The sequence below is a fragment of the Pseudomonas sp. EL_65y_Pfl2_R95 genome (assembly GCF_963971045.1).
Classification (GTDB): domain Bacteria; phylum Pseudomonadota; class Gammaproteobacteria; order Pseudomonadales; family Pseudomonadaceae; genus Aquipseudomonas.
This window is the reverse complement of record NZ_CAXAOV010000001.1, coordinates 571786-598334: the sequence shown is the minus strand read 5'-3', so window position 1 is coordinate 598334 and position 26549 is coordinate 571786. Positions and strand designations below refer to the sequence as shown.

At 56.6% G+C, this 26549-nt stretch carries 21 protein-coding genes; 14 read left to right on the top strand and 7 right to left on the bottom strand.

Going from position 1 to position 26549, the window contains the following annotated elements; genetic code table 11:
• Positions 1 to 444, bottom strand: coding sequence for an Rrf2 family transcriptional regulator (locus AACY09_RS02845; RefSeq protein WP_339485935.1), 444 nt, complete (start codon positions 442 to 444; stop codon positions 1 to 3).
• A 70-nt stretch (positions 445 to 514) separates the two neighbouring features.
• Here AACY09_RS02845 and AACY09_RS02840 point away from each other — a divergent pair, with 70 nt between their 5' ends.
• Positions 515 to 1294, top strand: coding sequence for a class I SAM-dependent methyltransferase (locus tag AACY09_RS02840; RefSeq protein WP_339485934.1), 780 nt, complete (start codon positions 515 to 517; stop codon positions 1292 to 1294).
• Between the two features lie 217 nt (positions 1295 to 1511).
• On the opposite strand, the gene AACY09_RS02835 is transcribed toward AACY09_RS02840, so the two are convergent.
• Complete coding sequence (locus tag AACY09_RS02835; protein ID WP_087517616.1) at positions 1512 to 2765, bottom strand: ribonucleotide-diphosphate reductase subunit beta; 1254 nt, start codon at positions 2763 to 2765, stop codon at positions 1512 to 1514.
• Positions 2766 to 3166: 401 nt separating this feature from the next.
• Positions 3167 to 6076 carry a ribonucleoside-diphosphate reductase subunit alpha gene (locus tag AACY09_RS02830; RefSeq protein ID WP_339485933.1) on the bottom strand — a complete coding sequence of 970 codons (2910 nt, stop codon included), beginning with the start codon at positions 6074 to 6076 and terminating at the stop codon, positions 3167 to 3169.
• Between the two features lie 805 nt (positions 6077 to 6881).
• Here AACY09_RS02830 and AACY09_RS02825 point away from each other — a divergent pair.
• The gene (locus AACY09_RS02825) at positions 6882 to 7595 is read left to right on the top strand and encodes a response regulator transcription factor (protein WP_339485932.1); all 714 of its coding nucleotides are present in this window, start codon (positions 6882 to 6884) and stop codon (positions 7593 to 7595) included.
• Complete coding sequence (locus tag AACY09_RS02820) at positions 7592 to 9193, top strand: ATP-binding protein (RefSeq protein WP_339485931.1); 1602 nt, start codon at positions 7592 to 7594, stop codon at positions 9191 to 9193. The genes AACY09_RS02825 and AACY09_RS02820 overlap by 4 nt, the downstream gene beginning before the upstream one ends.
• Before the next feature lie 51 nt (positions 9194 to 9244).
• On the opposite strand, the gene AACY09_RS02815 is transcribed toward AACY09_RS02820, so the two are convergent.
• From AACY09_RS02815 to minC, 4 genes are all read right to left on the bottom strand, one after another.
• Complete coding sequence (locus AACY09_RS02815; RefSeq protein ID WP_339485930.1) at positions 9245 to 9880, bottom strand: RluA family pseudouridine synthase; 636 nt, start codon at positions 9878 to 9880, stop codon at positions 9245 to 9247.
• Between the two features lie 124 nt (positions 9881 to 10004).
• The gene (minE, locus tag AACY09_RS02810) at positions 10005 to 10259 is read right to left on the bottom strand and encodes a cell division topological specificity factor MinE (protein WP_339485929.1); all 255 of its coding nucleotides are present in this window, start codon (positions 10257 to 10259) and stop codon (positions 10005 to 10007) included.
• Complete coding sequence (gene minD / locus AACY09_RS02805) at positions 10256 to 11071, bottom strand: septum site-determining protein MinD (RefSeq protein ID WP_010490370.1); 816 nt, start codon at positions 11069 to 11071, stop codon at positions 10256 to 10258. The genes minE and minD overlap by 4 nt, the downstream gene beginning before the upstream one ends.
• Before the next feature lie 101 nt (positions 11072 to 11172).
• Entirely contained in the window at positions 11173 to 11925 is a 753-nt protein-coding gene (gene minC, locus AACY09_RS02800) for a septum site-determining protein MinC (RefSeq protein ID WP_339485928.1), read from the bottom strand.
• A 323-nt stretch (positions 11926 to 12248) separates the two neighbouring features.
• Between minC and AACY09_RS02795 the strand changes: the two genes are divergently transcribed.
• From AACY09_RS02795 to alaS, 11 genes are all read left to right on the top strand, one after another.
• Positions 12249 to 13187 carry a lipid A biosynthesis lauroyl acyltransferase gene (locus AACY09_RS02795; RefSeq protein ID WP_339485927.1) on the top strand — a complete coding sequence of 313 codons (939 nt, stop codon included), beginning with the start codon at positions 12249 to 12251 and terminating at the stop codon, positions 13185 to 13187.
• Between the two features lie 56 nt (positions 13188 to 13243).
• On the top strand, positions 13244 to 14452 hold the full coding sequence (locus tag AACY09_RS02790) for a patatin-like phospholipase family protein (RefSeq protein WP_339485926.1): 1209 nt from the start codon (positions 13244 to 13246) through the stop codon (positions 14450 to 14452).
• A 248-nt stretch (positions 14453 to 14700) separates the two neighbouring features.
• On the top strand, positions 14701 to 15921 hold the full coding sequence (locus tag AACY09_RS02785) for an aspartate aminotransferase family protein (RefSeq protein WP_339485925.1): 1221 nt from the start codon (positions 14701 to 14703) through the stop codon (positions 15919 to 15921).
• A gap of 199 nt (positions 15922 to 16120) precedes the next feature.
• Positions 16121 to 17140, top strand: a complete 1020-nt coding sequence (aruF, locus tag AACY09_RS02780; protein WP_339485923.1) for an arginine/ornithine succinyltransferase subunit alpha — start codon at positions 16121 to 16123, stop codon at positions 17138 to 17140.
• A 9-nt stretch (positions 17141 to 17149) separates the two neighbouring features.
• Complete coding sequence (gene astA / locus AACY09_RS02775; protein ID WP_339485921.1) at positions 17150 to 18166, top strand: arginine N-succinyltransferase; 1017 nt, start codon at positions 17150 to 17152, stop codon at positions 18164 to 18166.
• A 71-nt stretch (positions 18167 to 18237) separates the two neighbouring features.
• The gene (gene astD / locus AACY09_RS02770; protein ID WP_339485920.1) at positions 18238 to 19701 is read left to right on the top strand and encodes a succinylglutamate-semialdehyde dehydrogenase; all 1464 of its coding nucleotides are present in this window, start codon (positions 18238 to 18240) and stop codon (positions 19699 to 19701) included.
• Positions 19698 to 21047 carry an N-succinylarginine dihydrolase gene (astB, locus tag AACY09_RS02765; protein WP_339485919.1) on the top strand — a complete coding sequence of 450 codons (1350 nt, stop codon included), beginning with the start codon at positions 19698 to 19700 and terminating at the stop codon, positions 21045 to 21047. The genes astD and astB overlap by 4 nt, the downstream gene beginning before the upstream one ends.
• A 14-nt stretch (positions 21048 to 21061) precedes the next feature.
• The gene (locus tag AACY09_RS02760) at positions 21062 to 21355 is read left to right on the top strand and encodes a topoisomerase II (protein ID WP_339485918.1); all 294 of its coding nucleotides are present in this window, start codon (positions 21062 to 21064) and stop codon (positions 21353 to 21355) included.
• Between the two features lie 96 nt (positions 21356 to 21451).
• Entirely contained in the window at positions 21452 to 22459 is a 1008-nt protein-coding gene (gene astE / locus AACY09_RS02755) for a succinylglutamate desuccinylase (protein ID WP_339485917.1), read from the top strand.
• 200 nt (positions 22460 to 22659) lie between these two features.
• A complete protein-coding gene (ltaE, locus tag AACY09_RS02750; protein WP_339485916.1) occupies positions 22660 to 23664 on the top strand; it encodes a low-specificity L-threonine aldolase in 1005 nt (334 codons plus the stop codon).
• A 226-nt stretch (positions 23665 to 23890) separates the two neighbouring features.
• A complete protein-coding gene (alaS, locus tag AACY09_RS02745; RefSeq protein ID WP_339485915.1) occupies positions 23891 to 26515 on the top strand; it encodes an alanine--tRNA ligase in 2625 nt (874 codons plus the stop codon).
• The last annotated feature ends 34 nt before the right edge of the window (positions 26516 to 26549 follow it).

Below are 26549 nucleotides of genomic sequence, written 5' to 3'. Positions count from 1 at the left end.
CTAAACCTTGGTCTTTGCCTTATTACTCGGCGGCTCGCCGAATGACCGGCTCAGCTGGCCCAGACTGATCGCCGCCAAGCGCTCTACCAAGCGTGATTCGGCCTCATGCAAAGCGTCCTCCACGGCATGATTGACCACTTGTTCGATCATGCAGTCAGGGTTGGCGTGCTCGTTGCCAATGGCAAATAGTTTGGGACCACCTACCGCGCGATACACATCGAGTAAAGACACTGCGTCGAGATCGCAGGCAATCGCCCAGCCACCGCCATGGCCTTTTTCTGAACCAACATAGCCGGCATCGCGCAGGCCGGCCATGGTTCGACGAATCACCACGGAATTGGTGCCGAGCATCTTGGCAATCTGCGCCGATGTCATCGGCCCTTCATGACGCGCCATATGCACGAGCACATGCAGCATTCGGGAGAGGCGGCTGTCAGTGCGCATGGTTCGATCCTTTGCAGGTTTGGATTTTCATGGTACTTATAAGGTTACATGACTTTAAACAGGTGAAGAAATGCGCGAATTTGAGAATCCGCAACACTGGGATAAAGCAGCCGAGCACTATCAGCAGACCGCACATCCCTTTACTGCCCATTATGCACAGGCCGCGCTAGCGCGTGTCACGCTGACCGCGCAAAGCCGCGTGCTTGATGTCGCAACAGGCACCGGGGCGTTGGCATTGGCGGCAGCGAAAACTGGAGCCAAGGTGCTGGCAACGGATTTTTCCAAGGCAATGGTTGCCTGCGTGGCCAGTGCAGGCCTGCCGAATGTCGAAGCGCGGGTCATGGATGGACAGGCCCTCGATCTGCCTGACGCCAGTTTTGATGCAGTATTTTCGATTTTTGGCGTGATCTTGTTTGCCGACTGGCGCAAGGGATTAAGTGAGATGCGGCGTGTTACCCGGCCAGGCGGATATGGCGTGGTTGCAACGTGGCGGGAGCAGGGCGCCGCGACATTTCTATTGCTCGGTAATATTCGCCGCAAGCTGTTTCCTGAGTTTGCATCCATGAATATGCCAGAAGCGGTACAGGCCCTGAGTGACCCGCAAGACTTCAGCCGTGAACTGGTTCTGGCAGGTTACAGCGATCCGCTAATTGAGTGTGTGACCTTTGATTATCAGTTGGATATCGCGGCACTCGACAACCCCGACACGTTGTTCGGCATGTCGCCGGACTGGACCAGCCTGAGCGATGTCGATAAAGCAGCGGTGATTGCCGAGGTTCGGCAAATGGCCGGGAATCAGCCAGTGCTGGCTATTCCTTCAACGGCGCTTGTTGCGGTGGCAAAACGCTAATAGCCGTCGGGGACAGTGCACGTTTATCCAGTTGAGACACTGATAAGTCAGGCCGGGGTTTACGATTTGTTTTGGGGAAACTTGGAGGCCCGAAACGGGCGATATTCTTGATCTGTGGTTTGTCCTTGCTACCGCTTTGCGGCAAAAAGAAGCCCCGCAATGGGCGGGGCTTCTGTCTTTAGCTATGGAGCTTGTATCGCTTAATCAGCGACCCGAATCAATCCCAGCTCAACGCACCGCCGGTTTGATACTCGATCACGCGGGTCTCGAAGAAGTTTTTCTCTTTCTTCAAGTCCATGATCTCGCTCATCCACGGGAATGGGTTGGTGGTGCCTGGGTATTCTTCTTTCAGGCCGATCTGGGTCAGGCGACGGTTGGCGATGAACTTGAGGTAGTCCTCCATCATCGCCGCGTTCATGCCCAGTACACCGCGTGGCATGGTGTCACGTGCGTATTCGATCTCAAGCTGAGTGCCTTGCAGAATCATCTGCGTGGCTTCTTCTTTCATCTGTGCATCCCACAGGTGTGGGTTTTCGATTTTGATCTGGTTGATCACGTCGATACCGAAGTTCAGGTGCATCGACTCATCACGCAGGATGTATTGGAACTGCTCGGCAACGCCGGTCATCTTGTTGCGACGGCCCATCGACAGAATCTGAGTGAAGCCGCAATAGAAGAAGATGCCTTCCAGTACGCAGTAGTAAGCGACCAGGTTGCGCAGCAATTCTTTGTCGGTCTCAACGGTGCCGGTTTCGAACTTCGGATCGGAGATCGAGCGGGTGTACTTCAGGCCCCACGAGGCTTTCTTCGCGACCGAAGGAATCTCGTGGTACATGTTGAAGATTGCACCTTCATCCATGGCCAGCGATTCAATGCAGTACTGGTAAGCGTGGGTGTGGATCGCCTCTTCGAATGCCTGGCGCAGGATGTACTGGCGGCATTCCGGGTTGGTGATCAAACGGTACACAGCCAGCACCAGGTTGTTGGCAACCAGGGAATCAGCGGTGGAGAAGAAGCCGAGGTTACGCATCACAATGCGGCGCTCGTCGTCGGTCAGGCCGTCGGTGCTTTTCCACAGGGCGATGTCGGCGTTCATGTTGACTTCTTGCGGCATCCAGTGGTTTGCGCAACCATCCAGATACTTCTGCCAAGCCCAATCGTACTTAAAAGGTACGAGTTGGTTGAGGTCAGCGCGGCAGTTGATCATGCGCTTCTCATCAACCGCAACCCGGGCAGCAGTGCCTTCGAGCTCAGCCAAGCCTTCGGCAACATCGAGTTCATCGAGTGCGGCTTTGGCGCGTGCGATGGCTGCAGTGTCTTCGGCCGAAACAGCACGGGCTTCTTCAGCCGCCGCGCCGCCAACTTGATCGAGCTTGTCGATGTTCATGTCTGCCATCGCGGCAGCGTTGTTACCGGTAGCGGCTGCAGTTTCTGCGCCGTCTTCCTTTTCGAATTCGTCCCAGCTCAACATAATCGGTTGGCTCCTATTGGGTGGATGGACGCGCGAGGTTCATCATTAAATCGGGTAATCGCCAACGCTAATGCGCTAACTCAACCTGAACATCGTCGCGCTACTCTAAATCTGTCGTTAAAGCGAAAGCGCTCTAACGCGGTATTTCATTAAGCCTAGCAATCTTCCAGTGTTGCCGCGCCGTGGCGCTTGATCTGAATCAGCCTGCTAGCCTTTCATCAAGAAAACGTTCTTGTTCCGGCTCTGCTCTTACCCAATCAAACAGTAAAAACCAGCGTGGGGCTGAGTGAGTAGCCGCTAGGCGCCGACCGGTTCTGAACCCCCGAGCGTACTCCAGTACGTGATGGGGGCGGAATCGGGCGGCAACAACGCGGATGCCTCTCAGCATCGCGCGTCACCTATTATTGACAGGCTTCGCAGTCTGGCTCGTCTATTGCGCAGGCCTTTGGCACTGGCGCTGGCCCGGCGGACATTTCGACTTCCGGCGCGGCCTTGCTTGGCCCAGCGCTCAGACCGTCATTACCGCCGCTCGATACGGCGTTGAGCTTGCCGGTGTTGACTGTCGATTTCTCGGTGCTGGTCGCGGCCAGGGCACGGAGGTAGTAAGTGGTTTTCAGGCCACGGTACCACGCCATGCGGTAGGTCACGTCAAGCTTCTTGCCCGATGCGCCAGCGATGTACAGGTTCAGCGACTGCGCCTGGTCGATCCACTTCTGGCGACGGCTGGCAGCGTCAACGATCCACTTGGTTTCAACTTCAAACGCGGTGGCGTATAGCTCTTTCAGTTCTTGCGGAATGCGCTCGATCTGCTGCACGGAACCGTCGTAGTACTTCAGGTCGTTGATCATGACCGAGTCCCACAGACCGCGTGCTTTAAGGTCGCGAACCAGGTATGGGTTGATCACGGTGAACTCGCCGGAGAGGTTCGATTTCACGTACAGGTTTTGATACGTCGGCTCGATCGACTGCGATACACCCGTGATGTTGGCGATGGTCGCGGTCGGGGCGATGGCCATGATGTTGGAGTTACGAATACCTTTCTGTACACGGGCGCGAACCGGTGCCCAGTCGAGGGATTCGTTGAGGTCTACATCAATGTACTTCTGGCCACGCTGTTCGATAAGGATCTGCTGCGAGTCGAGCGGCAGGATGCCTTGCGACCACAACGAACCCTGGAAGGTCTCGTAGCTGCCGCGCTCATCAGCGAGGTCACACGAAGCCTGGATGGCGTAATAGCTGACCGCTTCCATTGACTTGTCAGCGAACTCAACAGCCGCGTCTGAGCCATAAGGAATGTGCTGCAGGTACAGTGCGTCCTGGAAGCCCATGATGCCCAGGCCCACTGGACGGTGCTTGAAGTTGGAGTTACGCGCCTGAGGCACCGAGTAGTAGTTGATGTCGATAACGTTATCGAGCATGCGTACAGCGGTGTTGACGGTTTTTTCCAGCTTGGCGGTGTCCAGCTTGCCGTTGACAATGTGGTTCGGCAGGTTGATCGAGCCCAGGTTGCAAACAGCGATCTCGTCCTTGTTGGTGTTCAAGGTGATCTCGGTGCACAGGTTCGAGCTGTGGACCACGCCAACATGCTGCTGCGGGCTACGCAGGTTGCATGGGTCTTTGAAGGTCAACCATGGATGGCCGGTTTCAAACAGCATGGACAGCATTTTGCGCCACAGGTCTTTAGCCTGAATGGTTTTGTGCAGCTTGATCTTGCCGTATTCGATCAGCGCTTCGTAGTACTCGTAGCGCTCTTCAAAGGCTTTACCGGTCAGGTCGTGCAGGTCCGGTACTTCGCTTGGCGAGAACAGGGTCCATTTGCCGTCGTCAAAGACGCGCTTCATGAACAGGTCAGGAATCCAGTTGGCGGTGTTCATGTCGTGCGTGCGGCGACGGTCATCACCGGTGTTCTTGCGCAGTTCGATGAACTCTTCGATGTCCATGTGCCAGGTTTCAAGGTAGGCGCATACCGCACCTTTACGCTTGCCACCCTGGTTTACGGCAACGGCGGTGTCGTTGACCACTTTCAGGAAAGGAACCACGCCCTGGGATTTACCGTTGGTGCCTTTAATGTAAGCGCCCAGCGAGCGAACTGGCGTCCAGTCGTTGCCCAGACCACCGGCGAATTTCGACAGCATGGCGTTGTCGTGGATCGCGTGGTAAATGCCCGACAGATCATCCGGCACTGTGGTCAGGTAGCACGAAGACAGCTGAGGACGCAGGGTGCCGGCGTTGAACAGGGTAGGGGTCGAGCTCATGTAGTCGAACGACGACAGCAAGTTGTAGAACTCGATGGCGCGGTCTTCTTTTTGCTGCTCTTCCATCGCCAGGCCCATGGCCACACGCATGAAGAACACCTGCGGCAGTTCGAAACGAATACCGTCTTTGTGGATGAAGTAACGGTCGTACAGGGTCTGCAGGCCGAGGTAGGTGAACTGACCATCGCGCTCGTGGTTGATCGCCTTGCCAAGCTTCTCAAGGTCGAAGTCTTGCAGCTTTGGATCGAGCAGGTCGAAGGCAATACCTTTGGCGATGTAGGCCGGCAATGCCTTGGCGTACAGGTCAGCCATTTCGTGATGAGTAGCGCTGGTGGCAACTTCGAGGAAGGTCAGGCCTTCGGCGCGAATGTTGTCCATCAACAGGCGGGCGGTGACGTAGGTGTAATTCGGCTCGCGCTCTACCAAGGTTCGCGCGGTCATCACCAGCGCCGTGTTTACGTCGCTCTGGGCAACGCCGTCGTAGAGATTCTTCAGGGTTTCTTTCTGGATCAGCGCGCCGTCCACTTCGGCCAAACCTTCGCAGGCCTCGCTGACGATGGTGTTCAGGCGGCCCATATCCAGCGGCTCAACGCTGCCATCGGCGTGGGTCACGCGGATGCTTGGGTGCGGTTCGGCAATGCCGCCGCTGACGTCGCGCTTACGCTCTTGCGAACGTGATTCGCGGTAGATCACGTAGTCGCGGGCAACTTTCTGCTCGCCGGCACGCATCAGCGCCAGTTCAACTTGGTCTTGAATTTCTTCAATGTGAATAGTGCCGCCTGAAGGCATGCGACGCTTGAAGGTGGTGCTGACTTGTTCAGTCAGGCGCGCAACCGTCTCATGGATACGCGACGAGGCAGCAGCGGTGCCGCCTTCAACTGCGAGAAACGCCTTGGTGATGGCAACGGTGATCTTGTCATCCGTATACGGCACAACAGTGCCGTTACGCTTGATCACACGCAGCTGACCTGGAGCGGTTGCCGCCAGGTCTTGAGTGGCGTCAGAAGCCTGCGGCGCTTTGGCCTGCGGGTTCTCGCGATTGATGTCTGTATGCATGGATGTCTCCGTGTTCTGTATTTATATAGACAGGCATTTGCAGCGGATTACTGCATCGCACCATCGTTCATTCCATTTCAAAAACGCCATGCGTTGAGCAGCGTTGCTGCGCGCATGGGGGCTTGCAAAACAGGGTAGGGAAGGTGCGACTCACAATTGCCTTCCAGTGTTGTGTCAGTCTGTGGCTGGCGATACTAGATATAGTGTTTAGTCTGTTTCGGCTTCGCACGACGGTCACCCTGAGTACGCTCTGCTGGCGTGATTCACACTGTGACCGGCCTGTGCTGCTCCAAAACCAAATTTATCAGCATTAAGTTGCACTTTTTCAGTTCAGGGACTGGATCTTTTAGGTGCAAATATGCTTGGTTGTTTATGGGGCAAAACCCAATATGTAGGTGTTTTGCTCGGGTGAGATACAAGATAGTGCGGTATGGGGGGGATGGCAAGCCAACATCTTGCGTCAGCCTGTGGATAAAGCTGTGGGTTAACCTTGGGTAGTTTTCGCAAAGCCCCGATATTACTGGGATTTGTCCTATTACACCGTTCGTCGTCGTGGGTGATGTTTTTTGGCGCGCTGACGCCAAGTTTTTAGTCAGTCACATAAACACAATATGTAGGGTTTTTATTGCCCAAGTTGGAGCGCTTTATGCAGGCGCGCCGACGCTGGTTGAGGTGCACGCATCAGCACTGCGAACGGGGCGCCATTTATGCGCAGATAAGGTGCGTGATTTAATCGTCTGGTATGCGTCGGTGGGAATGGGCACTATGGGTTATTAACGGCGTGATGGGTGCTAAGGAGAAAGCTGTGGAGCAAGAGTCACCGCGAGTGTTGATTGTCGAAGATGATCAGCGCTTGGCAGAGTTGACCCGCGATTACTTGCGGGCTAACGGCTTGCAGGCTGAAATTGAGGCGGACGGTGCGCATGCCGCTGAGCGGATCATCCGTGAGCAGCCGGACATGGTTATTCTCGATGTGATGCTGCCAGGTGAAAGTGGTTTGCAGATTTGCAGCAAGGTCCGCACCCATTACCGCGGGCCGATTCTGATGCTGACGGCACGCACTGATGACACCGACCATGTTCTCGGACTCGAAACCGGCGCTGATGATTACGTGTGCAAGCCGGTGCGGCCACGTTTATTGCTGGCGCGCATTCACGCGCTGCTCAGGCGCATGCAACCTGTGCCTGCGGGTGAGGCGCGGCGTTTGCAGTTTGGGCCATTGGTGGTGGATAACGCATTGCGTGAAGCCTGGCTGGCTGGTGAGCATATTGAGTTGACCGGCGCTGAGTTTGATTTGCTTTGGCTACTGACCGCTAATGCCGGACGGATTCTTTCGCGCGAGGAAATCTTTACCGCCTTGCGCGGCATTGAGTACGACGGCCAAGACCGCTCGATTGATGTGCGCATCTCGCGTATTCGCCCCAAGATTGGTGATGACCCGGAGCACCCCCGCTTGATTAAAACGGTGCGCAGTAAAGGTTATCTGTTTGTTGCCGAGGCGGTTGTCGAGCGCGGATGAACTCCATATTCCTGCGTATCTACGGCGGTATGCTGGCCGTGCTGGTTCTGGTTGGGCTGCTCGGTGTCGGCACCTTGCACTTGGTTAACGAGGTGCGCGGCGATCAGTACCGCGAGGATCTGGCCCGCGGCACATTCAATCTGATGGCGGACAACCTGCAGCCGATGATTGATGTCGAGCGCCGACGGGCCATTGCCACCTGGTCAAGGTTGTTGGGGATTCCGCTGCAGATTGTCCCGGTGGCTGATTCTTCGCTCGACAGCACCGCGCGCAGCCGGGTCTTGCGCGGCCAGGTAGTGGTCAAGTTAGTTGGGCCCCATGCGGTTCAGATCGCCACTCTGGTCAGCGAGTCGCAGCAACTGATGCTGATCGGCGAGGTGAGCCAGATCAGCGAACAACTGGCGCGCGCGACAATCTATCTGCTGATCGACGAATTGGTGCGCTTTCCGGTCGACGAGCAGCCTGAGCGCTTAGCCGATATCAAGCAGAGTAAACAGTTCGGTTTTGATTTGCGTCTGGTGCGCATTGAAGACGCCAATCTGGATGCCGACCAGCGCCGACGGATCGATGAGAGCGACACGGTAATGGCCCTGGGCAAGGGAGGCGACACCATTCATGTGTTTTCCGGGATTGTAGATACGCCATGGGTGCTGGAGATCGGGCCGTTGTATCAACTCAACCCCTATCCGGCTGAGTTGTTGGTGTTGATCGCGATGCTCGGGCTGAGCTTGATCGGCGTCACCCTGTACTTTTTACTGCGCCCGTTGGAGCGCCGTCTGCGTGGTCTGGAGGATGCTGCAACCCTGATTGCCAGCGGCAAGTTAGAGGCGCGGGTTGCCGGGCATGGTGCCGATTCGGTCGGGCGGCTGGCCAGCGCCTTTAATGACATGGCTGAGCACTTGCAGCGCTCATTGGGGATCCAGCGCGAGATGGTCCGTGCGGTGTCTCATGAGTTGCGCACGCCGCTGGCGCGCTTGCGCTTTGGTCTGGAGATGGTTGAAGACGCTGGTAACGCACAAGACCGCCAGCGTTATCTTGAGGGTATGGACAGCGATATCCATGACCTCGACAAGTTGGTTGATGAAATGCTCACCTATGCCCGGCTGGAGCAGGGCGCGCCTGCGATTCGTTTCCAGCCGGTAGATTTACAGCAACTAATCAAGCAGGTCGCACAAGAGTTGGCGCCGCTGCGCGCCGATGTGCAGATTGAATGCGGGCCTTCAAGTGGGGCATACGCTGAACTGGGCTCAGTGGTCGATGCTGAACCGCGCTATATGCACCGCGCGTTACAGAATCTGGTGAGCAATGCTCTGCGTCATGCGGAGTCCCGGGTGCGCATCAGCTATCAGGTCGATGCACAGCGCTGTCAGCTAGATGTGGAGGATGATGGGCCGGGCGTGCCGGAGGAGGAGTGGGAGCGAATCTTCACCCCCTTCTTGCGTCTCGATGACAGCCGCACGCGCGCTTCTGGCGGACACGGCTTGGGCCTGTCGATTGTGCGCAGAATCATTTATTGGCACGCTGGCCGCTCGCAGTTGACCCACAGTGAGTCACTGGGCGGCGCGCATTTCAGCTTGATCTGGCCGCGCCGCCAGTAGTGAATACAGCGGGTCGCAGTGTTTTAGCCGGGCTGTCTGGCCAGCGTGTGGCTAGAACGGCGCAGGGCACTCAAAGCGCATGCGTTCGCCCGTTTGCGGGTGGCTCAGGGTCAGCATGTTGGCGTGCAGACACAGACGCGGGTAAGCCGCAAGTGCTTGCTCGTGTGCATAGAGACCATCACCTAGCAGTGGGTGGCCAATAGACAGCATGTGCACGCGCAGTTGGTGCGAGCGGCCGGTAATCGGCGTCAGCTCTACCCGGCAGTAATCGCCGCAGCGTTCAGTCACTTGCCAAAAGGTCAGCGCGTGTTTGCCTTGCTCATGGTCAACCACATGGCGCGGCTTGGTGGGCGGGTCGTAGCGCAGCGGTAAGTCGATGCTACCGCTGTCGAGTTCGGGTTGGCCCCAGCACAGCGCACTGTAGGCTTTCTCGGTCTCGCGGTCATGGAATTGCCGCGATAGCTCGCGGTGACTGTCGGCGTCGCGTGCCAGTACGATAATCCCTGAGGTTTCCCAGTCGAGTCGATGAACGATACGGGCTTCGGGGTAACCATTTTCTTGCAGGCGAGTGACTAGGCAGTCCTTGTTGTCTTCGGCGCGGCCAGGCACTGAGAGCAGCAGGGTCGGCTTGTTGATCACCAGCAGTGCGGCGTCCTGATGGATAATTTCAATCTGGCTGAGGGGCATGGGACTTCTGGTCTTAGGGGGTGGGGCGAGGGCTAATCTTATCAGCCCGGAGTGAACACGCCGAAAACAAAATGGCGGCTCGAAGGCCGCCATTCTATTGGGGTGTTACCTGTGGCCGAATCGATTAACGCTCGGGCAGGGTGATGTTGAGCTCCAGAATCGAGCAGCTACCCTGATTTTCCAGCGCGACCTGAACATGGTCTGAGTCGATGTTGACGTACTTGCGAATCACATCCACCAGTTCCTGTTGCAGGGCGGGAAGGTAATCCGGCTGGCTGCGCTGGCCACGTTCGTGGGCGACGATGATTTGCAGGCGCTCTTTCGCGATCGAAGCAGTTGATCCTTTTTTACGCTCACGAAAGAAGTCAAAAATGTTCATTCACGGCCTCCAAATAAACGCTGCAAGAATCCCTTCTTCTGAACATCAAGGAAACGATGTTCAACTGTTTTGCCCAGCAAGCGATCCACTGCATCGCTATATGCCTGACCGGCGTCGCTCTGGTCATCGAGAATTACCGGGACACCTTGGTTGGACGCTTTGAGTACGGCCTGTGATTCTGGAATCACACCAATCAGACGGATGGCGAGGATTTCTTCGACGTCTTCAACGCCAAGCATCTCGCCCTTGACCACGCGCTCCGGGTTGTAACGGGTCAGCAGCAGATGCTCCTTGATGGGCTCATCGCCATTTTCGGCACGGCGTGACTTGCTCGAAAGCAGGCCGAGCATGCGGTCGGAGTCACGTACCGAAGAGACTTCAGGGTTGGTCACGACAATCGCTTCATCAGCGAAGTACATGGCCAGGTGAGCACCTTTTTCGATACCGGCTGGCGAGTCGCAAACCACGTATTCGAAATTTTCAGACAGCTCTTTGATAACCTTTTCGACGCCTTCAAGTGTCAGTGCGTCTTTGTCACGGGTTTGGCTGGCGGCCAACACGTAAAGGTTTTCCAGACGCTTGTCTTTGATCAGCGCCTGAGTCAGTGTCGCTTCGCCGTTTACGACATTGACGAAGTCGTACACCACGCGGCGTTCGCAGCCCATGATCAGGTCAAGGTTGCGCAGGCCAACGTCAAAATCGACGATGACGGTTTTGTGCCCGCGCAGAGCGAGGCCGGTACCGATGGCGGCGCTAGTGGTAGTTTTGCCTACGCCACCCTTGCCGGAAGTAACTACGAGGATCTTGGCCAAGGTGATTCACCCCAAAATGTGAAATAAAAGCGGGAATCGTTCGGCCTCGTGAGGCGTCCGGATGCCCTTATATGTGTCCTGGAAATTGGCGGCAGTATCCGTTAAAGACGGGTGATGTTCAACTCATCCCCAGACAAGCTGACATGAACCCCTTTACCCCACAACGGATCGCGCCGTAGATCTTCGGACACCTTGTAATGGCCTGCAATGGACAACAGCTCTGCGCCCAGTTGCTGGCAGAATATACGCGCTTTGAGATTGCCCTTGATTCCTGCAAGAGCGCGCCCGCGCATAGGTGCGTAAACATGGATGTTGCCATCGGCGAGAAGTTCCGCCCCGGCGCTGACCGGTGCTAAAACCAATAAATCCGATCCTTGAGCGTAGACTTGTTGGCCGCCACGTACAGGGCTGGTCACGATTTTTGTCGGCTTATATTCAGGTTCTGCAGGTTTTTGCGGTTTTTCGGGCTTTTTCTCAACCGGTGCAACGGTCGGTGCCAGCTCAATCGGCCGCTCACGAGCGCCGGATGGCGGCAGCACCGGTAAATCCAGCGCGTTAGCCGCGGCAATGTGGGCGTCACTGCTGGCGCGCACGGCCAAGGTGCGCAAGCCATGTTTGCGGCACACGGCGATCAACGCACTGAGGTCGAGTGGGTCTTCGGAGGCGGGCAGTTTGTCCACCGCGAGCACCAAGGGGGTATTGCTGAAGAAGTTGGGTGCCTGGGCGACTTTGGCGGCCAATTGTTGATCGAGCAGTGCGCTGTCATTGCGTGATAGCTCCATCACGGTAATGGCCAGCATGCTGCCTTTAAGTTGGAAAACGGGGACTTGGTCGAGTAGGTCAGCTTGACTCATGGTGTGCCTGGAACGCCTTTTCGGTTGAACTGCGCGTGAGTGGCTAGGCGACTCGCGCGCAATGACAGAAGCTGTGGGACTTATAGCGAGAACGTCGCTGAGTCGCAAGCGACTCGGTGCTTTTCAGCGCGACGGTATTGATAACTTCCAGATGGACACCTGGTCGCTCTGGTCATCATCGAACCGGACCTTGGCGGCAAAATAGGCCTGCAGAGCCGGGTTTAAACAGGGTCGGTCGCTTACCGCACTCCGGCATAGACAGCAGGCACCGAGGAAAGTCCTGATAGAATGCCAATCTATTGTGTATTCGACTGGAAGTATTCATGGATCGTCCTGTGTTTCGCCGCGAGTTTTTGCACCCAAGGTTCTGGCCGTTGTGGCTTGGGCTTGGCGTACTGTGGCTGATCGTGCAGTTGCCCTATAAGGCCCTGCTCATGCTGGGTCGCATGCTCGGTGCGGTGATGCAGGTCTTCGCTAAAGAGCGCTGCGAAATCATCACCCGTAATTTGCAGCTGTGCTATCCGCAGATGGGTAACGCTGATCGCGAGCGCTTGATCCGGGAAAATTTCGCCTCCACGGGCATCGCTTTTTTTGAAATGGCGATGAGTTGGTGGTGGCCCAAGCCGCGTTTGGCCCAGTTGGCGAAAATTGAAGGGCTTGAACATTTGCGCCAAGCCCAGGCGGAAGGTCAGGGCGTGATCTTGATGGCATTGCACTTCACCACACTCGAGATCGGCGCGGCGTTGCTGGGTCAGCAGCATACTATCGATGGCATGTACCGCGAACATGACAACCCCCTGTTTGACTATATACAGCGGCGCGGCCGCGAGCGGCATAACCTGGATGCCACGGCGATTGAGCGCGAAGATGTGCGCGCCATGCTTAAAGTGCTGCGCGCCGGACGCGCCATTTGGTACGCGCCTGATCAAGACTACGGGCGCAAGCAAAGTGTCTTTGTCCCTTTATTTGGGGTTCAGGCTGCAACGGTAACGGCTACAACCAAGTTTGCCCGCTTAGGTCGGGCCCGGGTGTTGCCCTTTACTCAGGCGCGTCTGGCTGATGGCAGCGGCTACCGTTTGGTGATTCATCCGCCGTTGAGTGATTTCCCCGGTGAGAACGAAGAGGCTGATTGCCTGCGTATCAATCAGTGGGTCGAGCAGGCGGTCAATGCCTGTCCTGAACAATATCTGTGGGCACATCGACGCTTCAAAACGCGTCCGGTGGGTGAGCCAAAGCTGTATAAAAAGCGTAAACGCAAGTAACGCAGGCTGCCTGCGGCGGTCGACTCTCTATACTGACGGAAGACTAAGGTGTACGGATGACCATGATGCCCAGCGTAAATGAAGCCGTGACCGGGCTAATTCTCTCGGGCGGTGGAGCGCGGGCGGCCTATCAGGTGGGGGTGTTGGCGGCGATTGCTGATTTGCTGCCTGACCCGCAGAGTAATCCGTTTCCGGTTATTGTCGGCACTTCAGCGGGCGCTATCAATGCGGTGAGCCTGGCCTGCGGCGCAATGCACTTTGCTCAAGCGGTGCAGCGGCTGAGCAGTGTGTGGCAAAATTTTAGCACCGCTGATGTGTATCGCAGCGACTGGGCGGGCGTGCTGGCGCAAGCGAGCCGATTTGTCGGCAACAGCGTGCTTGGCATAGGTGGCCGGGTTCCCGTAGCTCTGCTCAACGGCTCACCTTTAAAAGAGCTGCTGGCTAACGAACTGGACTTCACCGGGATATCCGCGGCGGTGCGCAGTCGCAAGCTTAGTGCCGTGGCGGTGACCGCCTTTGGCTACGACTCCGGCCAGGCGGTGACTTTTTACCAAGGCCGCTCCACCATCGAGTCATGGTTCAGGCATCGGCGAATTGGTGTGCCGACCCGTCTCGGCTTGGAGCATCTGCTCGCCAGTTCGGCCATTCCGCTGCTGTTTGCTCCGGTCAAAATCAATAATGAATACTTTGGCGATGGTGCTGTGCGCCAGTCGGCCCCGATCAGTCCGGCCCTGCATCTGGGCGCCAATCGGGTGCTTGTGGTGGGAGTGAGCGATCACTTTCAGCAAGATCGCGCCATTCATATGCCCAGGCATAACGGCGTGGCACAGCCGCCAACCTTGGCGCAGATTGGCGGGCACCTGCTTAACAGCACCTTTATTGACAGTCTTGAGGGCGATATCGAGCTGCTCGAGCGAATCAATTACCTGAGCCGTATGAATACCCCCGAGCAGCAGCGTGCAAGCCATCTGAAACCGGTCGAGGTTTTAGTGATAGCCCCAAGTCAGCCATTGGATGAAATTGCCGCACGCCACCGCCGTGAAATGCCGGCTGCCGTGCGTTTGTTTTTGCGCGGCCCTGGCGCCACCCGTGACAGCGGCGCTGGGGTGCTCAGCTATTTATTATTCGAGCCGGGTTACTGCAGTGAACTGATCGAGTTGGGCTATCAGGATGCCATGGCGCAGAAGGCCAAGCTCAGCGCTTTCTTGTCCCTGGGCGGCAGTGCGGCGCAAAAACCGCTTTCAGTTAGGCAGATACCGGTTTAAAACCGCGCTATAAAATCGCTCGGCAGGGGTGGTGAAAAAATCTCAGTGCAATGCGCATGGACTGAGGTCAGCAGTTTAAACTGCGCCATACCGATGCTTTGTGTCGCATTTTCATAAGCGACGGTTTTTCAGGGGATGGCGCTATAAGAAGTTGTCGCATGCCAGCAATGCCATCCTTATTGCAATCCCTACAATCCTTCTCATCGTCTGCTACTAAAAGCAGGTGTTTCCTTGTCAGGAGAGTTCAGATGTCTGTTCAGCACGACCCGGTGCAACGCGCCGATTTCGATCAGGTTATGGTTCCAAACTATGCACCCGCTGCTTTTATCCCCGTGCGCGGTGAAGGTTCGCGAGTCTGGGATCAGAGCGGTCGTGAGCTGATCGACTTCTCTGGCGGCATCGCGGTAAACGTCTTGGGCCATGCGCATCCGGCACTGGTCAAGGCATTGACTGATCAGGCCAACACCTTGTGGCACGTTTCAAACGTGTTCACCAACGAGCCTGCGCTGCGCCTGGCGAAAAAGCTGATTGACGCAACCTTTGCTGAGCGTGTGTTCTTCTGCAACTCGGGCGCCGAAGCCAACGAGGCCGCCTTCAAGCTGGCCCGTCGTGTCGCGTTTGATAAGTTCGGTGAAGACAAATATGAAATCATCGCGGCGGTTAACAGCTTCCACGGTCGCACGTTGTTCACCGTAAGCGTTGGCGGTCAGCCTAAGTATTCCGATGGTTTTGGTCCCAAGATCAAAGGCATCAGCCACATTCCGTACAACGACCTCGACGCGCTGAAAGCGGCTGTTTCGGGCAAAACCTGCGCCGTGGTACTTGAACCGATTCAGGGCGAGGGCGGTGTGGTTCCCGCTGATCTGGCTTACCTGCAAGGCGCCCGTGAGCTGTGCGACAAGCACAATGCGCTGCTGGTTTTCGATGAAGTGCAAAGCGGTATGGGCCGCAGCGGTTCGCTGTTTGCCTACCAGCACTACGGTGTGACCCCCGACATTCTGTCCAGTGCCAAGGGCCTGGGCGGCGGCTTTCCGATCGGGGCTATGCTGACCACTAACGAATTGGCCAAGCATCTTGCAGTGGGCACCCATGGCACAACATACGGCGGTAATCCGCTGGCATGCGCAGTGGCAGAGGCAGTTCTCGACACCATCAACACCCCTGAAGTTTTGGCCGGTGTGCACAGCAAGCATCAACATTTCAAAACCAGGCTTGAACAGATTGGCCAGCAGTATGGTGTGTTCACTGAAGTACGTGGCATGGGCCTGTTGATTGGTTGCGCGCTCAGCGACGCGTGGAAGGGCAAAGCCAAAACCATTCTTGAGGCGGCTGCCGCTGAGAATCTGATGGTCCTGCAAGCGGGCCCGGACGTAGTGCGGTTCGCGCCGAGTCTGGTGGTCGAAGATGCTGACATCGACGAAGGTCTGGCTCGTTTTGAGCGTGCAGTGGCTACATTGACTCAAGCCTGATTGCACGCTTGGACAAACCGGTTCGCTGGTCTGCCCAAGCGTCGCGCTGTTGTTCCGCCGCAGCAATACCCTCAGGCCCTGTGGATAGCCTGAGTTATTCCATGGATGAACGATCTTGTGTGCTGTAGCCCCTGGCTGCAGTTTTCTCCGGCTTACTCTGCGCGAGTGCGCCGGGGCTTTTCTTTAAAGGAGTGACACCATGCTGGTGATGCGCCCCGCGCAAATGGCTGACCTTGCGGAAGTCCAGCGTCTAGCCGCGGACAGCCCGGTTGGTGTGACTTCACTGCCGGACGACGTTGGCCGCCTTAGCGATAAGATCGAGGCATCTGAAGCCTCATTCGCGGCTGAGGTCAGCTTTAACGGTGAAGAAAGCTATTTCTTTGTCCTCGAAGACACCGAGACGGGCCGCTTGGTGGGCTGCTCGGGGATAATGGCATCGACCGGCTATTCCGAACCCTTTTACAGCTTTCGCAACGAAACCTTTGTGCACAACTCCCGTGAGTTGAAGATCCACAATAAAACCCATGTGCTGTCCTTGTGTCATGACCTCACCGGCAACAGCCTGCTGACCAGCTTTTATGTTGAGCGGCCGTTGGTCAGCACGGTGTTCGCCGAGCTTAATTCCCGGGCCCGTTTGCTGTTTGTCGCCACCCACCCTGAGCGCTTTGCGGATGCGGTGGTGGTCGAGATTGTTGGCCACAGTGATGAGTCCGGTGATTCGCCCTTCTGGGACGCTGTTGGCCGGAACTTTTTCGACATGAACTACGCCGAGGCCGAGCGCCTGTGTGGCTTGAAGAGCCGCACCTTCCTGGCCGAACTGATGCCGCATTACCCAATCTATGTGCCGTTATTGCCTGACACCGCTCAAGAAGCCATGGGACAGGTGCATCCGCGTGCGCAAATCACCTTCGACATTTTGATGCGCGAAGGCTTTGAGACAGATCACTACATTGACATTTTCGACGGTGGTCCAACATTGCACGCTCGCACCTCAGGCATACGCACCATCGCCCAGAGCAGGGTGGTGCCGGTGTTGCTGGGTGAGCACGTACAAGGCGGCGGGCGAATGTATTTGGTCAGTAATGGCCAGTTGCAGGATTTTCGCGCCATCGTTGTTGAACTGGATTGGGTGCCGGGTCGTCCGGTTACCTTGGATCTGCAAACCGCCGAGGCCTTGGGTGTCGGTGAAGGTGTCAGCGTCCGTCTGGTCGCGATTTAAGGAGTCAGCATGATCGTTCGTCCCGTACGCAGTGCCGATCTCGCGGCTCTTATTGATCTGGCGCGCAGCACCGGCGCCGGTCTAACCACGTTGCCGGCCAACGAAGAGCGCTTGGCGCATCGGGTTGGCTGGGCTGAAAAAACTTTCCGTGGCGAAGCCGAGCGGGCAGATGCCGATTACCTGTTTGTGCTCGAAAACGATGACGGTGAAGTGGTCGGTATTTCCGCCATCGCCGGCGCCGTGGGCCTGCGTGAACCCTGGTACAACTATCGGGTCGGTCTGACGGTCAGTGCCTCGCAAGAGCTGAATATTCACCGTCAGATCCCAACGCTGTTTCTGGCCAATGACCTGACCGGTAACTCGGAACTGTGCTCGCTGTTCTTGCGGGCAGATCACCGCACAGGTATCAACGGGCGCATGCTTTCAAAAGCCCGCTTTATGTTTATCGCCGAGTTTCCTGAGCTGTTTGGCGACAAAGTCATGGCTGAAATGCGTGGGATGTCCGATGAGCAGGGGCGCTCACCTTTCTGGGAGAGCCTTGGTCGGCATTTTTTTAAGATGGAATTCAGCCAGGCGGACTACCTCACCGGTGTGGGCAATAAGTCGTTTATCGCCGAACTGATGCCCAAGTTTCCGCTGTACACCTGCTTCCTTTCCGAGGATGCGCGCAACAGTATCGCCCGTGTTCATCCCGATACCGAGCCGGCGCTAACCATGCTCAAGGGTGAAGGCTTCAGCTATCAGGGCTACGTCGATATTTTCGATGCAGGACCGGCGATTGAGGCCGAAACACAGAAGATCCGCGCGGTGCGTGACAGCCAGACGCTGGTGCTGGCAATCGGCACGCCGGGCGACGATGCAAGCCCTTTTGTGATGCATAACCGCAAGCGTGAGAACTGTCGCATTACTGCAGCGCCGGCGCGTTTGGCGGCAGGCACCTTGGTGGTCGATGCGAAAACGGCCAAGCGTTTGCAATTGACAGCGGGCGATCAGGTGCGGGCGGTCAGTTTGTCGGCGCGCGGTTAAGCCGGGTTAATACGAATCATGCGTCCGGTGTTTCGTCGGGTCGCGAGAATTGCTGGGAGTGGTAAAACAACATGAGCACTCATTACATTGCAGGGCGTTGGCAGGACGGGCAAGGCGCGGCGTTTCAATCGCTGAATCCGGTGACTCAGGAAGTGCTCTGGGAAGGGCGTGAAGCCAGTGCTGAACAGGTCCGTTCTGCGGTTGAAGCCGCTCGTGCTGCATTCCCTGCCTGGGCGCTACGCAGCCTTGATCAACGTATTGAAGTGCTCGAAGCTTTTGCCGCCACCCTCAAGCAGTATGCTGATGAGCTGGCGCAGGCTATAGGTGAAGAAACAGGCAAGCCATTGTGGGAGTCAGCAACCGAAGCCAGCAGCATGGTCAATAAAGTGGCCATCTCAGTGCAAAGCTATCGCGAGCGAACTGGCGAAAAGAGCGGCCCTTTGGCTGATGCGACCGCGGTCTTGCGGCACAAGCCCCATGGTGTCGTCGCCGTGTTTGGTCCTTACAATTTCCCCGGCCACTTGCCCAATGGCCACATCGTGCCGGCCTTGTTGGCAGGCAACGCCGTGGTGTTTAAACCCAGTGAGTTAACACCTAAAGTCGCTGAAATTACGGTTAAGTGCTGGGTCGAAGCCGGATTGCCGTCCGGTGTACTCAACCTGGTGCAAGGCGCCCGTGAAACCGGCGTCGCCTTGGCTGCCGATAATGGCATCGATGGCCTGTTTTTCACCGGTTCGAGCCGCACCGGCAACCTGCTGCACAACCAATTTGCAGGTCGCCCGGACAAGATTCTAGCGCTGGAAATGGGTGGCAATAACCCGCTGGTGGTTGATCAAGTGGCTGATGTTGATGCTGCGGTGTACACCATTATCCAGTCGGCGTTTATCTCGGCAGGTCAGCGTTGCACCTGTGCGCGGCGTTTGCTGGTGCCGCAAGGTGCGTGGGGCGATGCCTTGCTGGCGCGATTGGTCAGTGTGACGGCGACTATTAAAGTCGGTGCCTTTGACGCCCAGCCATCGCCATTTATGGGCTCGGTAATTTCTCTGGCCGCTGCGCAGCATTTGATCGAGGCCCAGCAGCAATTATTGGCTAGCGGCGCCACAGCATTGCTGGAAATGACTCAGCCGTCGGCGACGGCAGCCTTGCTCACCCCGGGCATTATCGATGTCAGCGCAGTGGCTGATCGAGCTGATGAAGAGTTTTTCGGCCCGCTGCTGCAAGTGATTCGCTACGACCAATTTGCCGATGCCATTCGGGAGGCGAACAACACCGCCTTTGGTTTGGCGGCCGGTTTGTTGTCTGACTCGAAAGCGCGTTATCAGCAGTTCTGGCTGGAAAGCCGCGCCGGTATCGTCAACTGGAACAAACAGCTGACCGGTGCTGCAAGCACTGCACCCTTTGGTGGTGTTGGCGCCTCGGGTAATCACCGTGCCAGCGCGTATTACGCGGCTGACTATTGCGCCTATCCAGTGGCTTCGCTGGAAACTGAAACCCTGAGTTTGCCTGCTAGCCTGACGCCGGGAGTAAGCCTGTGAGCAATGCGTTTGAAGTGAACTTTGATGGTTTGGTTGGACCAACGCACAACTACGGCGGATTGTCTTATGGCAACGTCGCCTCGCAAAGTAACAGTCAAGCTAGTTCAAGCCCGAAAGAGGCAGCCAAGCAGGGCCTGACCAAAATGAAAGCGTTGATGGACATGGGGGTCAAGCAGGGCGTGCTCGCCCCGCAAGAGCGCCCCGACGTCAATGTGCTGCGGGCTATCGGGTTTTCCGGCACGGATGCGCAAGTGATCAGTCGCGCCGCTAAGGAAGCCATGCCGTTATTGGTCGCCAGCTGTTCGGCATCGAGTATGTGGACCGCCAATGCCTGCACGGTCAGCCCAAGTGCCGATACGGCGGATGGGCGGGTGCACTTCACCGCAGCCAACCTCAATTGCAAGTTCCACCGTTCAATCGAACACCCGACAACCAGTCGTATTCTGGCGGGCATGTTCGTTGATCAGCAGCACTTCGCTCATCATGCGGCATTGCCGGCCGTAGCTCAGTTTGGCGATGAAGGCGCCGCTAACCACACGCGCTTTTGCAAAGGGTACGGCGACGCGGGTGTTGAGTTCTTTGTTTTCGGACGCAGCGCCTTTGATAGCCGTTTCCCTGCGCCGCAAAACTACCCGGCCCGGCAAACCCTTGAAGCGTCGCAGGCGATTGCCCGTTTGCATGGTTTGAGTGATGACGGTGTGGTCTACGCCCAGCAAACCCCGGCAGTGATTGATCAGGGTGTGTTCCATAACGACGTGATTTCCGTCGGTAATGGCGAGGTGCTGTTCTATCACCAGGACGCCTTTCTCGATACTGACACCGTGCTGGCGGAGCTTGCCGACAAGCTGGCGCGCCGTGGTGCTGATTTCAAACCGGTGTGCGTACCACGTGATGCGGTCACCGTTGATGATGCCGTGAAGTCCTATCTGTTCAACAGCCAACTGCTGAGCCGCTCTGATGGCGGTATGTTGCTGATTGTCCCGGAGGAGTGCCGCAACAATGCCAATGTCTGGAATTACCTGCAGCAATTGACCCGTGGCAACGGCCCGATCCGTGAAGTTAAGGTGTTTGACCTCAAGCAAAGCATGCAAAACGGTGGCGGCCCGGCGTGCCTGCGCTTGCGTGTGGCGTTGAAAGACCATGAACTGCAGGCGGTCAATCAGGGCGTGATCATGAGCCCGAGTTTGTATGACACGCTGAATGTCTGGGTTGATAAACACTACCGTGACCGCTTGAGCGAAACCGATCTGGCTGACCCACAATTGCTAATTGAATGCCGTACGGCATTGGATGAACTGACGCAGATCCTTAAACTAGGCTCAGTGTATTCCTTCCAACTTGCTTAAAGAGAGTTTTGACCATGTCCAATGATGCCCTGCAACTGATTCTCGAAGACACAGATGGCACCCAGCTGGAAACCTCCTGCACGCGCTTTGCTGTGATCTGGCAGGGTAAAGAGGTGTGGATTCAGCAAGTCGGTAATAACCAATTGATGATCGGTGTCGATGTGGCTGAAGGCGACACCGAATATGCCAACTTGCTGCTGCGTCCATTGGCCACCAACTTGGTTAGCCTTGAGCTGGAAATGGAAAGCGCTGATCTGGACGATGACGTTCAGGGCGGCCATGTTCATGGTCCTGACTGCAATCATTGATCTTGCGCTCATGCCTGGCGGGGCGGAGTGTACGGCGAACCTATAGCTGTCTTCGGCCTAGGCTGAAGTAATGTCGGCAAAACATCGGAGTTCTATATGCTTGCCCTGGGAAAATTGCTTGAACTGACGTTGGCCGGGCGCGAGCCTGCAACGAAGATCCAGGTAACGGCCGAAGGCACGCGTTTGCGGTGGTTGGCCGAGGGCGCGATGGAGATCACGCCGCCGGCGGGTAAAGACAGCGGCCTCGACCTGCTGTTGTCTGCCGGTGTTCACGGCAATGAAACCGCACCCATCGAATTGCTCGACCGACTGCTTCACGGCATTGCCCGCAGCGAAATCAAACCGCGGGTGCGCATGCTGATTCTATTTGGCAACCCTCAAGCGATACGTCGGGGTGAGCGCTATATAGAGCAAGACCTCAATCGGCTGTTCAATGGTCGCCACGAGCAAGCGGAAGGCTTTGAGGCCATTCGTGCCAGCGAGCTTGAGCATCTGGCCAGCGCATTTTTTCGCGAGCCTGAGCGTTCGCGACTGCATTACGATCTGCACACGGCCATTCGCGGCTCAAAAATTGAGCAATTCGCCATGTACCCCTGGATCGAAGGGCGCGCCCATTCGCGGCGCGAGCTGGAGCGTTTAAATGCTGGCGGGATTGATGCAGTGCTCCTGCAAAGCAAGCGTTCAATCACCTTCAGTGCCTTCACCTACGAAACCCTCAACGCGGAAGCATTCACTCTGGAGTTAGGCAAGGCGCGGGCCTTTGGTGAGAATCAGTTGGTTAATCTCGACCTGCTAGAGACGCGCATACAGCAGATTATCGAGGGCCAAGAGCCCGAGCAGGAAGCTGCAGGGCTCGATGGGTTGCAGGTCTTTACCGTGGCCCGCGAAGTGATCAAGCACAGCGATGCCTTTGCCATGCATTTGCCGGCTGATATCGAGAACTTCACGGAGTTACCAGCGGGTTACTTGCTCGCTGAAGATGCTGGGGATGTGCAGTGGATCATTGAGCAGGGTGAGCGGATCATTTTCCCCCAACCAACGGTGAAGAATGGTCTGCGTGCGGGCATTTTGATCGTGCCCTGCGATGGCGCCGACTTGGCATAGGTTCGAAAACGCGCAGCGTATCGACCCTGATCAAAGCGTGAACGGCTCATGGTTGAATACACCCTTGGGATATTTGCAGCCCGCGAGCGTGGATGAATAAACGCCATCCGCCCCGTGCTGTAATGCCCTGTAACTGTACCTTGTGAGTCGTGCGGCCAGCCTTTAGCATGGTCGCTTTAGCCCTAAAGGAAAGTCTCGTCATGCCCATTATCGATCTGCGTAGCGACACCGTCACTTTGCCAACCAGCGGCATGCGTGAGGCGATGCAGGCGGCGGAGTTGGGCGATGATGTTTATGGTGAAGATCCAACAGTCACTCGCCTTGAGGTGTATCTGGCTGACAAACTCGGTTTTGCCAGCGGCCTGTTTGTGCCCACCGGAACCATGAGTAACTTGCTTGGCTTGATGGCTCATTGTCAGCGTGGCGATGAATACATCGTCGGTCAGCAGGCGCACACCTATAAATATGAAGGCGGCGGCGCAGCGGTGCTGGGCTCAATTCAGCCACAACCCATTGAAGGGGAAGCCGATGGCTCGCTGGATCTGGCCAAGGTGGCAGCCGCAATCAAAATGGATGATTTTCACTTCGCCCGCACCCGTTTGCTGGCGCTGGAAAACACCATGCAGGGCAAAGTCTTACCCTTGGCGTATCTGGCCGAGGCTCGTGAATTTACTCACAAGCATGGCCTTGGCCTGCATCTGGACGGTGCCCGTCTGTATAACGCCGCGGTCAAGCTAGGTGTCGAGCCGCTGGAAATCACCCGTCACTTTGATTCGGTATCGGTGTGCTTGTCCAAAGGCCTTGGCGCTCCAGTAGGCTCCGTACTCTGCGGCTCGGCTGAATTCATCAGTAAGGCGCGGCGCCTGCGCAAAATGGTCGGCGGCGGTATGCGTCAGGCCGGGCTGCTCGCAGCGGCGGGTCTGTATGCGTTGGAGCATCAGGTTGAGCGTTTGGCGCATGACCATGCCAATGCCCAGGCACTCGGTGAAGGCTTGCGCGCATTGGGTTACAGCGTGGAGCCGGTGCAAACCAATATGGTTTACGCGCAAGTGGGTGAGCAGGCGAATGCGCTAAAAAACTTTTTCGCTGAGCGTGGGATCAAGCTCACGGCGGCCCCTCGTTTGCGCATGGTGACGCATATGGACGTCAGTGCGCAGGCCATCGAGGAAGTGCTGAAAGGCTTTGCTGATTTCAAACAATCTTGACCTTTATCGCACAAACGCTGTACCGATTGCTCAGGCCCTATATAATGCGGCCCTTTGCCGTGACTCCGGCATTTGTGCGCCTGCGCTAAAATGGGCGCCTTTTACCTGTTCTGGAGCGCGTGTTTACCTATGTAATGAGTGTGCTTGAGCTGTTTTGGCTGATTTAGGCCGCCGCCTTGCACGCTTTGAAATCTATGCAAAACCGCCTAATTCCGTGGAAAAGTCTATGAAAAGCGCAGAAATCCGTGAAGCCTTCCTCCGCTTCTTCGAAGAGAAGGGGCACACCCGTGTTGCCTCAAGCTCACTGATTCCGGGCAATGACCCAACCCTGCTGTTCACCAACGCGGGTATGAATCAGTTCAAAGATTGCTTTCTCGGTCTGGAAAAGCGTGCCTACACCCGCGCTACCACCAGTCAGAAATGCGTGCGTGCAGGCGGCAAGCACAACGATTTGGAAAACGTCGGTTACACCGCGCGTCACCACACCTTCTTTGAGATGCTGGGTAACTTCAGCTTTGGCGACTATTTCAAGCGTGATGCTATTCATTACGCTTGGGAATTTCTGACCTCTGATCAATGGCTGAACCTGCCCAAGGAAAAACTCTGGGTCACGGTCTACGCCAGCGATGACGAAGCATTCGATATCTGGACGCAGCAGGTCGGTGTTCCCCCTGAGCGGATGATCCGCATTGGCGATAATAAAGGTGCGCCATACGCCTCGGATAACTTCTGGGCCATGGGCGATACTGGCCCTTGTGGGCCCTGCACCGAGATTTTCTTCGACCACGGCGAGCATATCTGGGGTGGTCCTCCGGGCTCGCCTGAAGAAGATGGCGACCGTTATATCGAGATCTGGAATAACGTCTTCATGCAGTTCAATCGCACAGCAGACGGCGTCATGCATCCGCTGCCAGCGCCAAGTGTAGATACCGGTATGGGCCTCGAGCGCATCAGTGCGGTATTGCAGCATGTCAATTCGAACTATGACATCGACCTGTTCCAGAGCCTGCTCGATGCCTCGGCCAAGGCTATTGGTTGCACTAACGATGGCCAGGCGTCGCTCAAGGTTGTGGCTGACCACATTCGCTCATGTGGCTTCCTGATTGCCGACGGCATTACCCCGTCCAATGAAGGTCGCGGCTATGTACTGCGCCGCATCGTTCGTCGGGCTTGCCGTCATGGCAACAAGCTGGGCGCCAAAGGCAGCTTCTTCTACCAAATCGTTGCTGCGCTGGTGGCTGAGATGGGTGATGCCTTCCCTGAGCTGAAACAGCAGCAGGCACACATTGAGCGCGTGCTGAAAACAGAAGAAGAGCAGTTTGCTAAAACCTTGGAGCAGGGCCTGAGAATCCTTGAGCAGGATCTGCTTGAGTTGAAAGGCTCTGTGATTCCGGGTGATGTGGTGTTCAAGCTGTATGACACCTTTGGTTTTCCGGTGGACCTGACTGCTGACATTGCCCGTGAGCGCGAGCTGACCATCGACGAAGATGGCTTTGAACGTGAAATGCAGGCGCAGCGTGAGCGCGCGCGTTCAGCCAGTTCCTTTGGTATGGATTACAACAGTGTGGTCAAGGTTGATAGCGATACTCGCTTCCTTGGCTACGATGCCACCTCAGGCAGCGGCGAAATTATCGCGCTGTTCAAGGATGGCCAAGCTGTCGACACGCTGGCGATGGGTGAAGAGGGTGTGGTTGTACTTGATCAAACGCCTTTCTACGCGGAGTCCGGTGGGCAAATTGGCGACAGTGGTTATCTGGAAGGTGCCGGTGTGCGCTTTGATGTGCGCGACACCACCAAAGCAGGCGGTGCATTTTTGCATCACGGCATCATTACTCAAGGCAGCCTCGCGGTGGGCGCTTCGGTTAAGGCCGAAGTCTGTGCGGATGTGCGTCAAGCCACTGCGCTGAACCACTCCGCGACTCACTTGCTGCACGCCGCATTGCGCCAAGTGTTGGGTGATCACGTGACCCAGAAGGGCTCCTTGGTTGACAGTCAGCGTCTGCGCTTCGACTTCAGCCACTTTGAGGCCATCAAGCCAGAACAGCTTCGTGAGCTGGAAGATATCGTCAACGCTGAAGTGCGCAAGAACACTGAAGTTGAAACGGACGAGACAGATATCGAAACCGCTAAAGCCAAAGGCGCCATGGCCTTATTTGGTGAGAAGTATGGCGATGATGTACGCGTGCTGACCATGGGCGGCGGTTTCTCGGTTGAGCTGTGTGGTGGTACCCACGTTTCCCGAACCGGTGACATTGGTTTATTCAAAATCACCAGTGAAGCAGGAGTTGCGGCCGGGGTTCGTCGTATAGAAGCGGTCACGGGTGCGCAGGCACTGGCTTACCTCAATGGCGCCGAAGAACAGTTAAAAGAAGCCGCAGCGCTGGTTAAAGGCAGCCGCGAGAACCTGTTGGACAAATTGTCGGGCGTGATCGAGCGTAACCGTCAGCTAGAAAAGGAGCTGGAGCAGCTCAAGGCTAAGGCCGCCAGCGCCGCCGGTAACGACTTGGCAGGTTCTGCAGTCGAAATTAAAGGCGTCAAGGTACTTGGCGCTCGCGTAGACGGTCTTGATGGTAAGGCCTTGCTGGCGATGGTTGACCAGCTCAAGAATAAGCTCGGCAGTGCAGTGATCCTGCTCGGCGGGGTGCTCGACGACAAAGTGGTACTGGTCGCGGGTGTAACTCAGGATCTGACCGCCAAACTCAAGGCAGGTGACCTGATGAAACAAGCGGCAGCGGCCGTAGGCGGTAAGGGCGGTGGTCGTCCAGATATGGCGCAAGGCGGCGGTGTAGACGCTGGCGCTGTGGATGCGGCATTGGCCCTTGCGGCAACCTTTGTCGAACAAGGTCTGTAACGTTACGAGTTATGCCCGTCCAATGCTGGCGGGC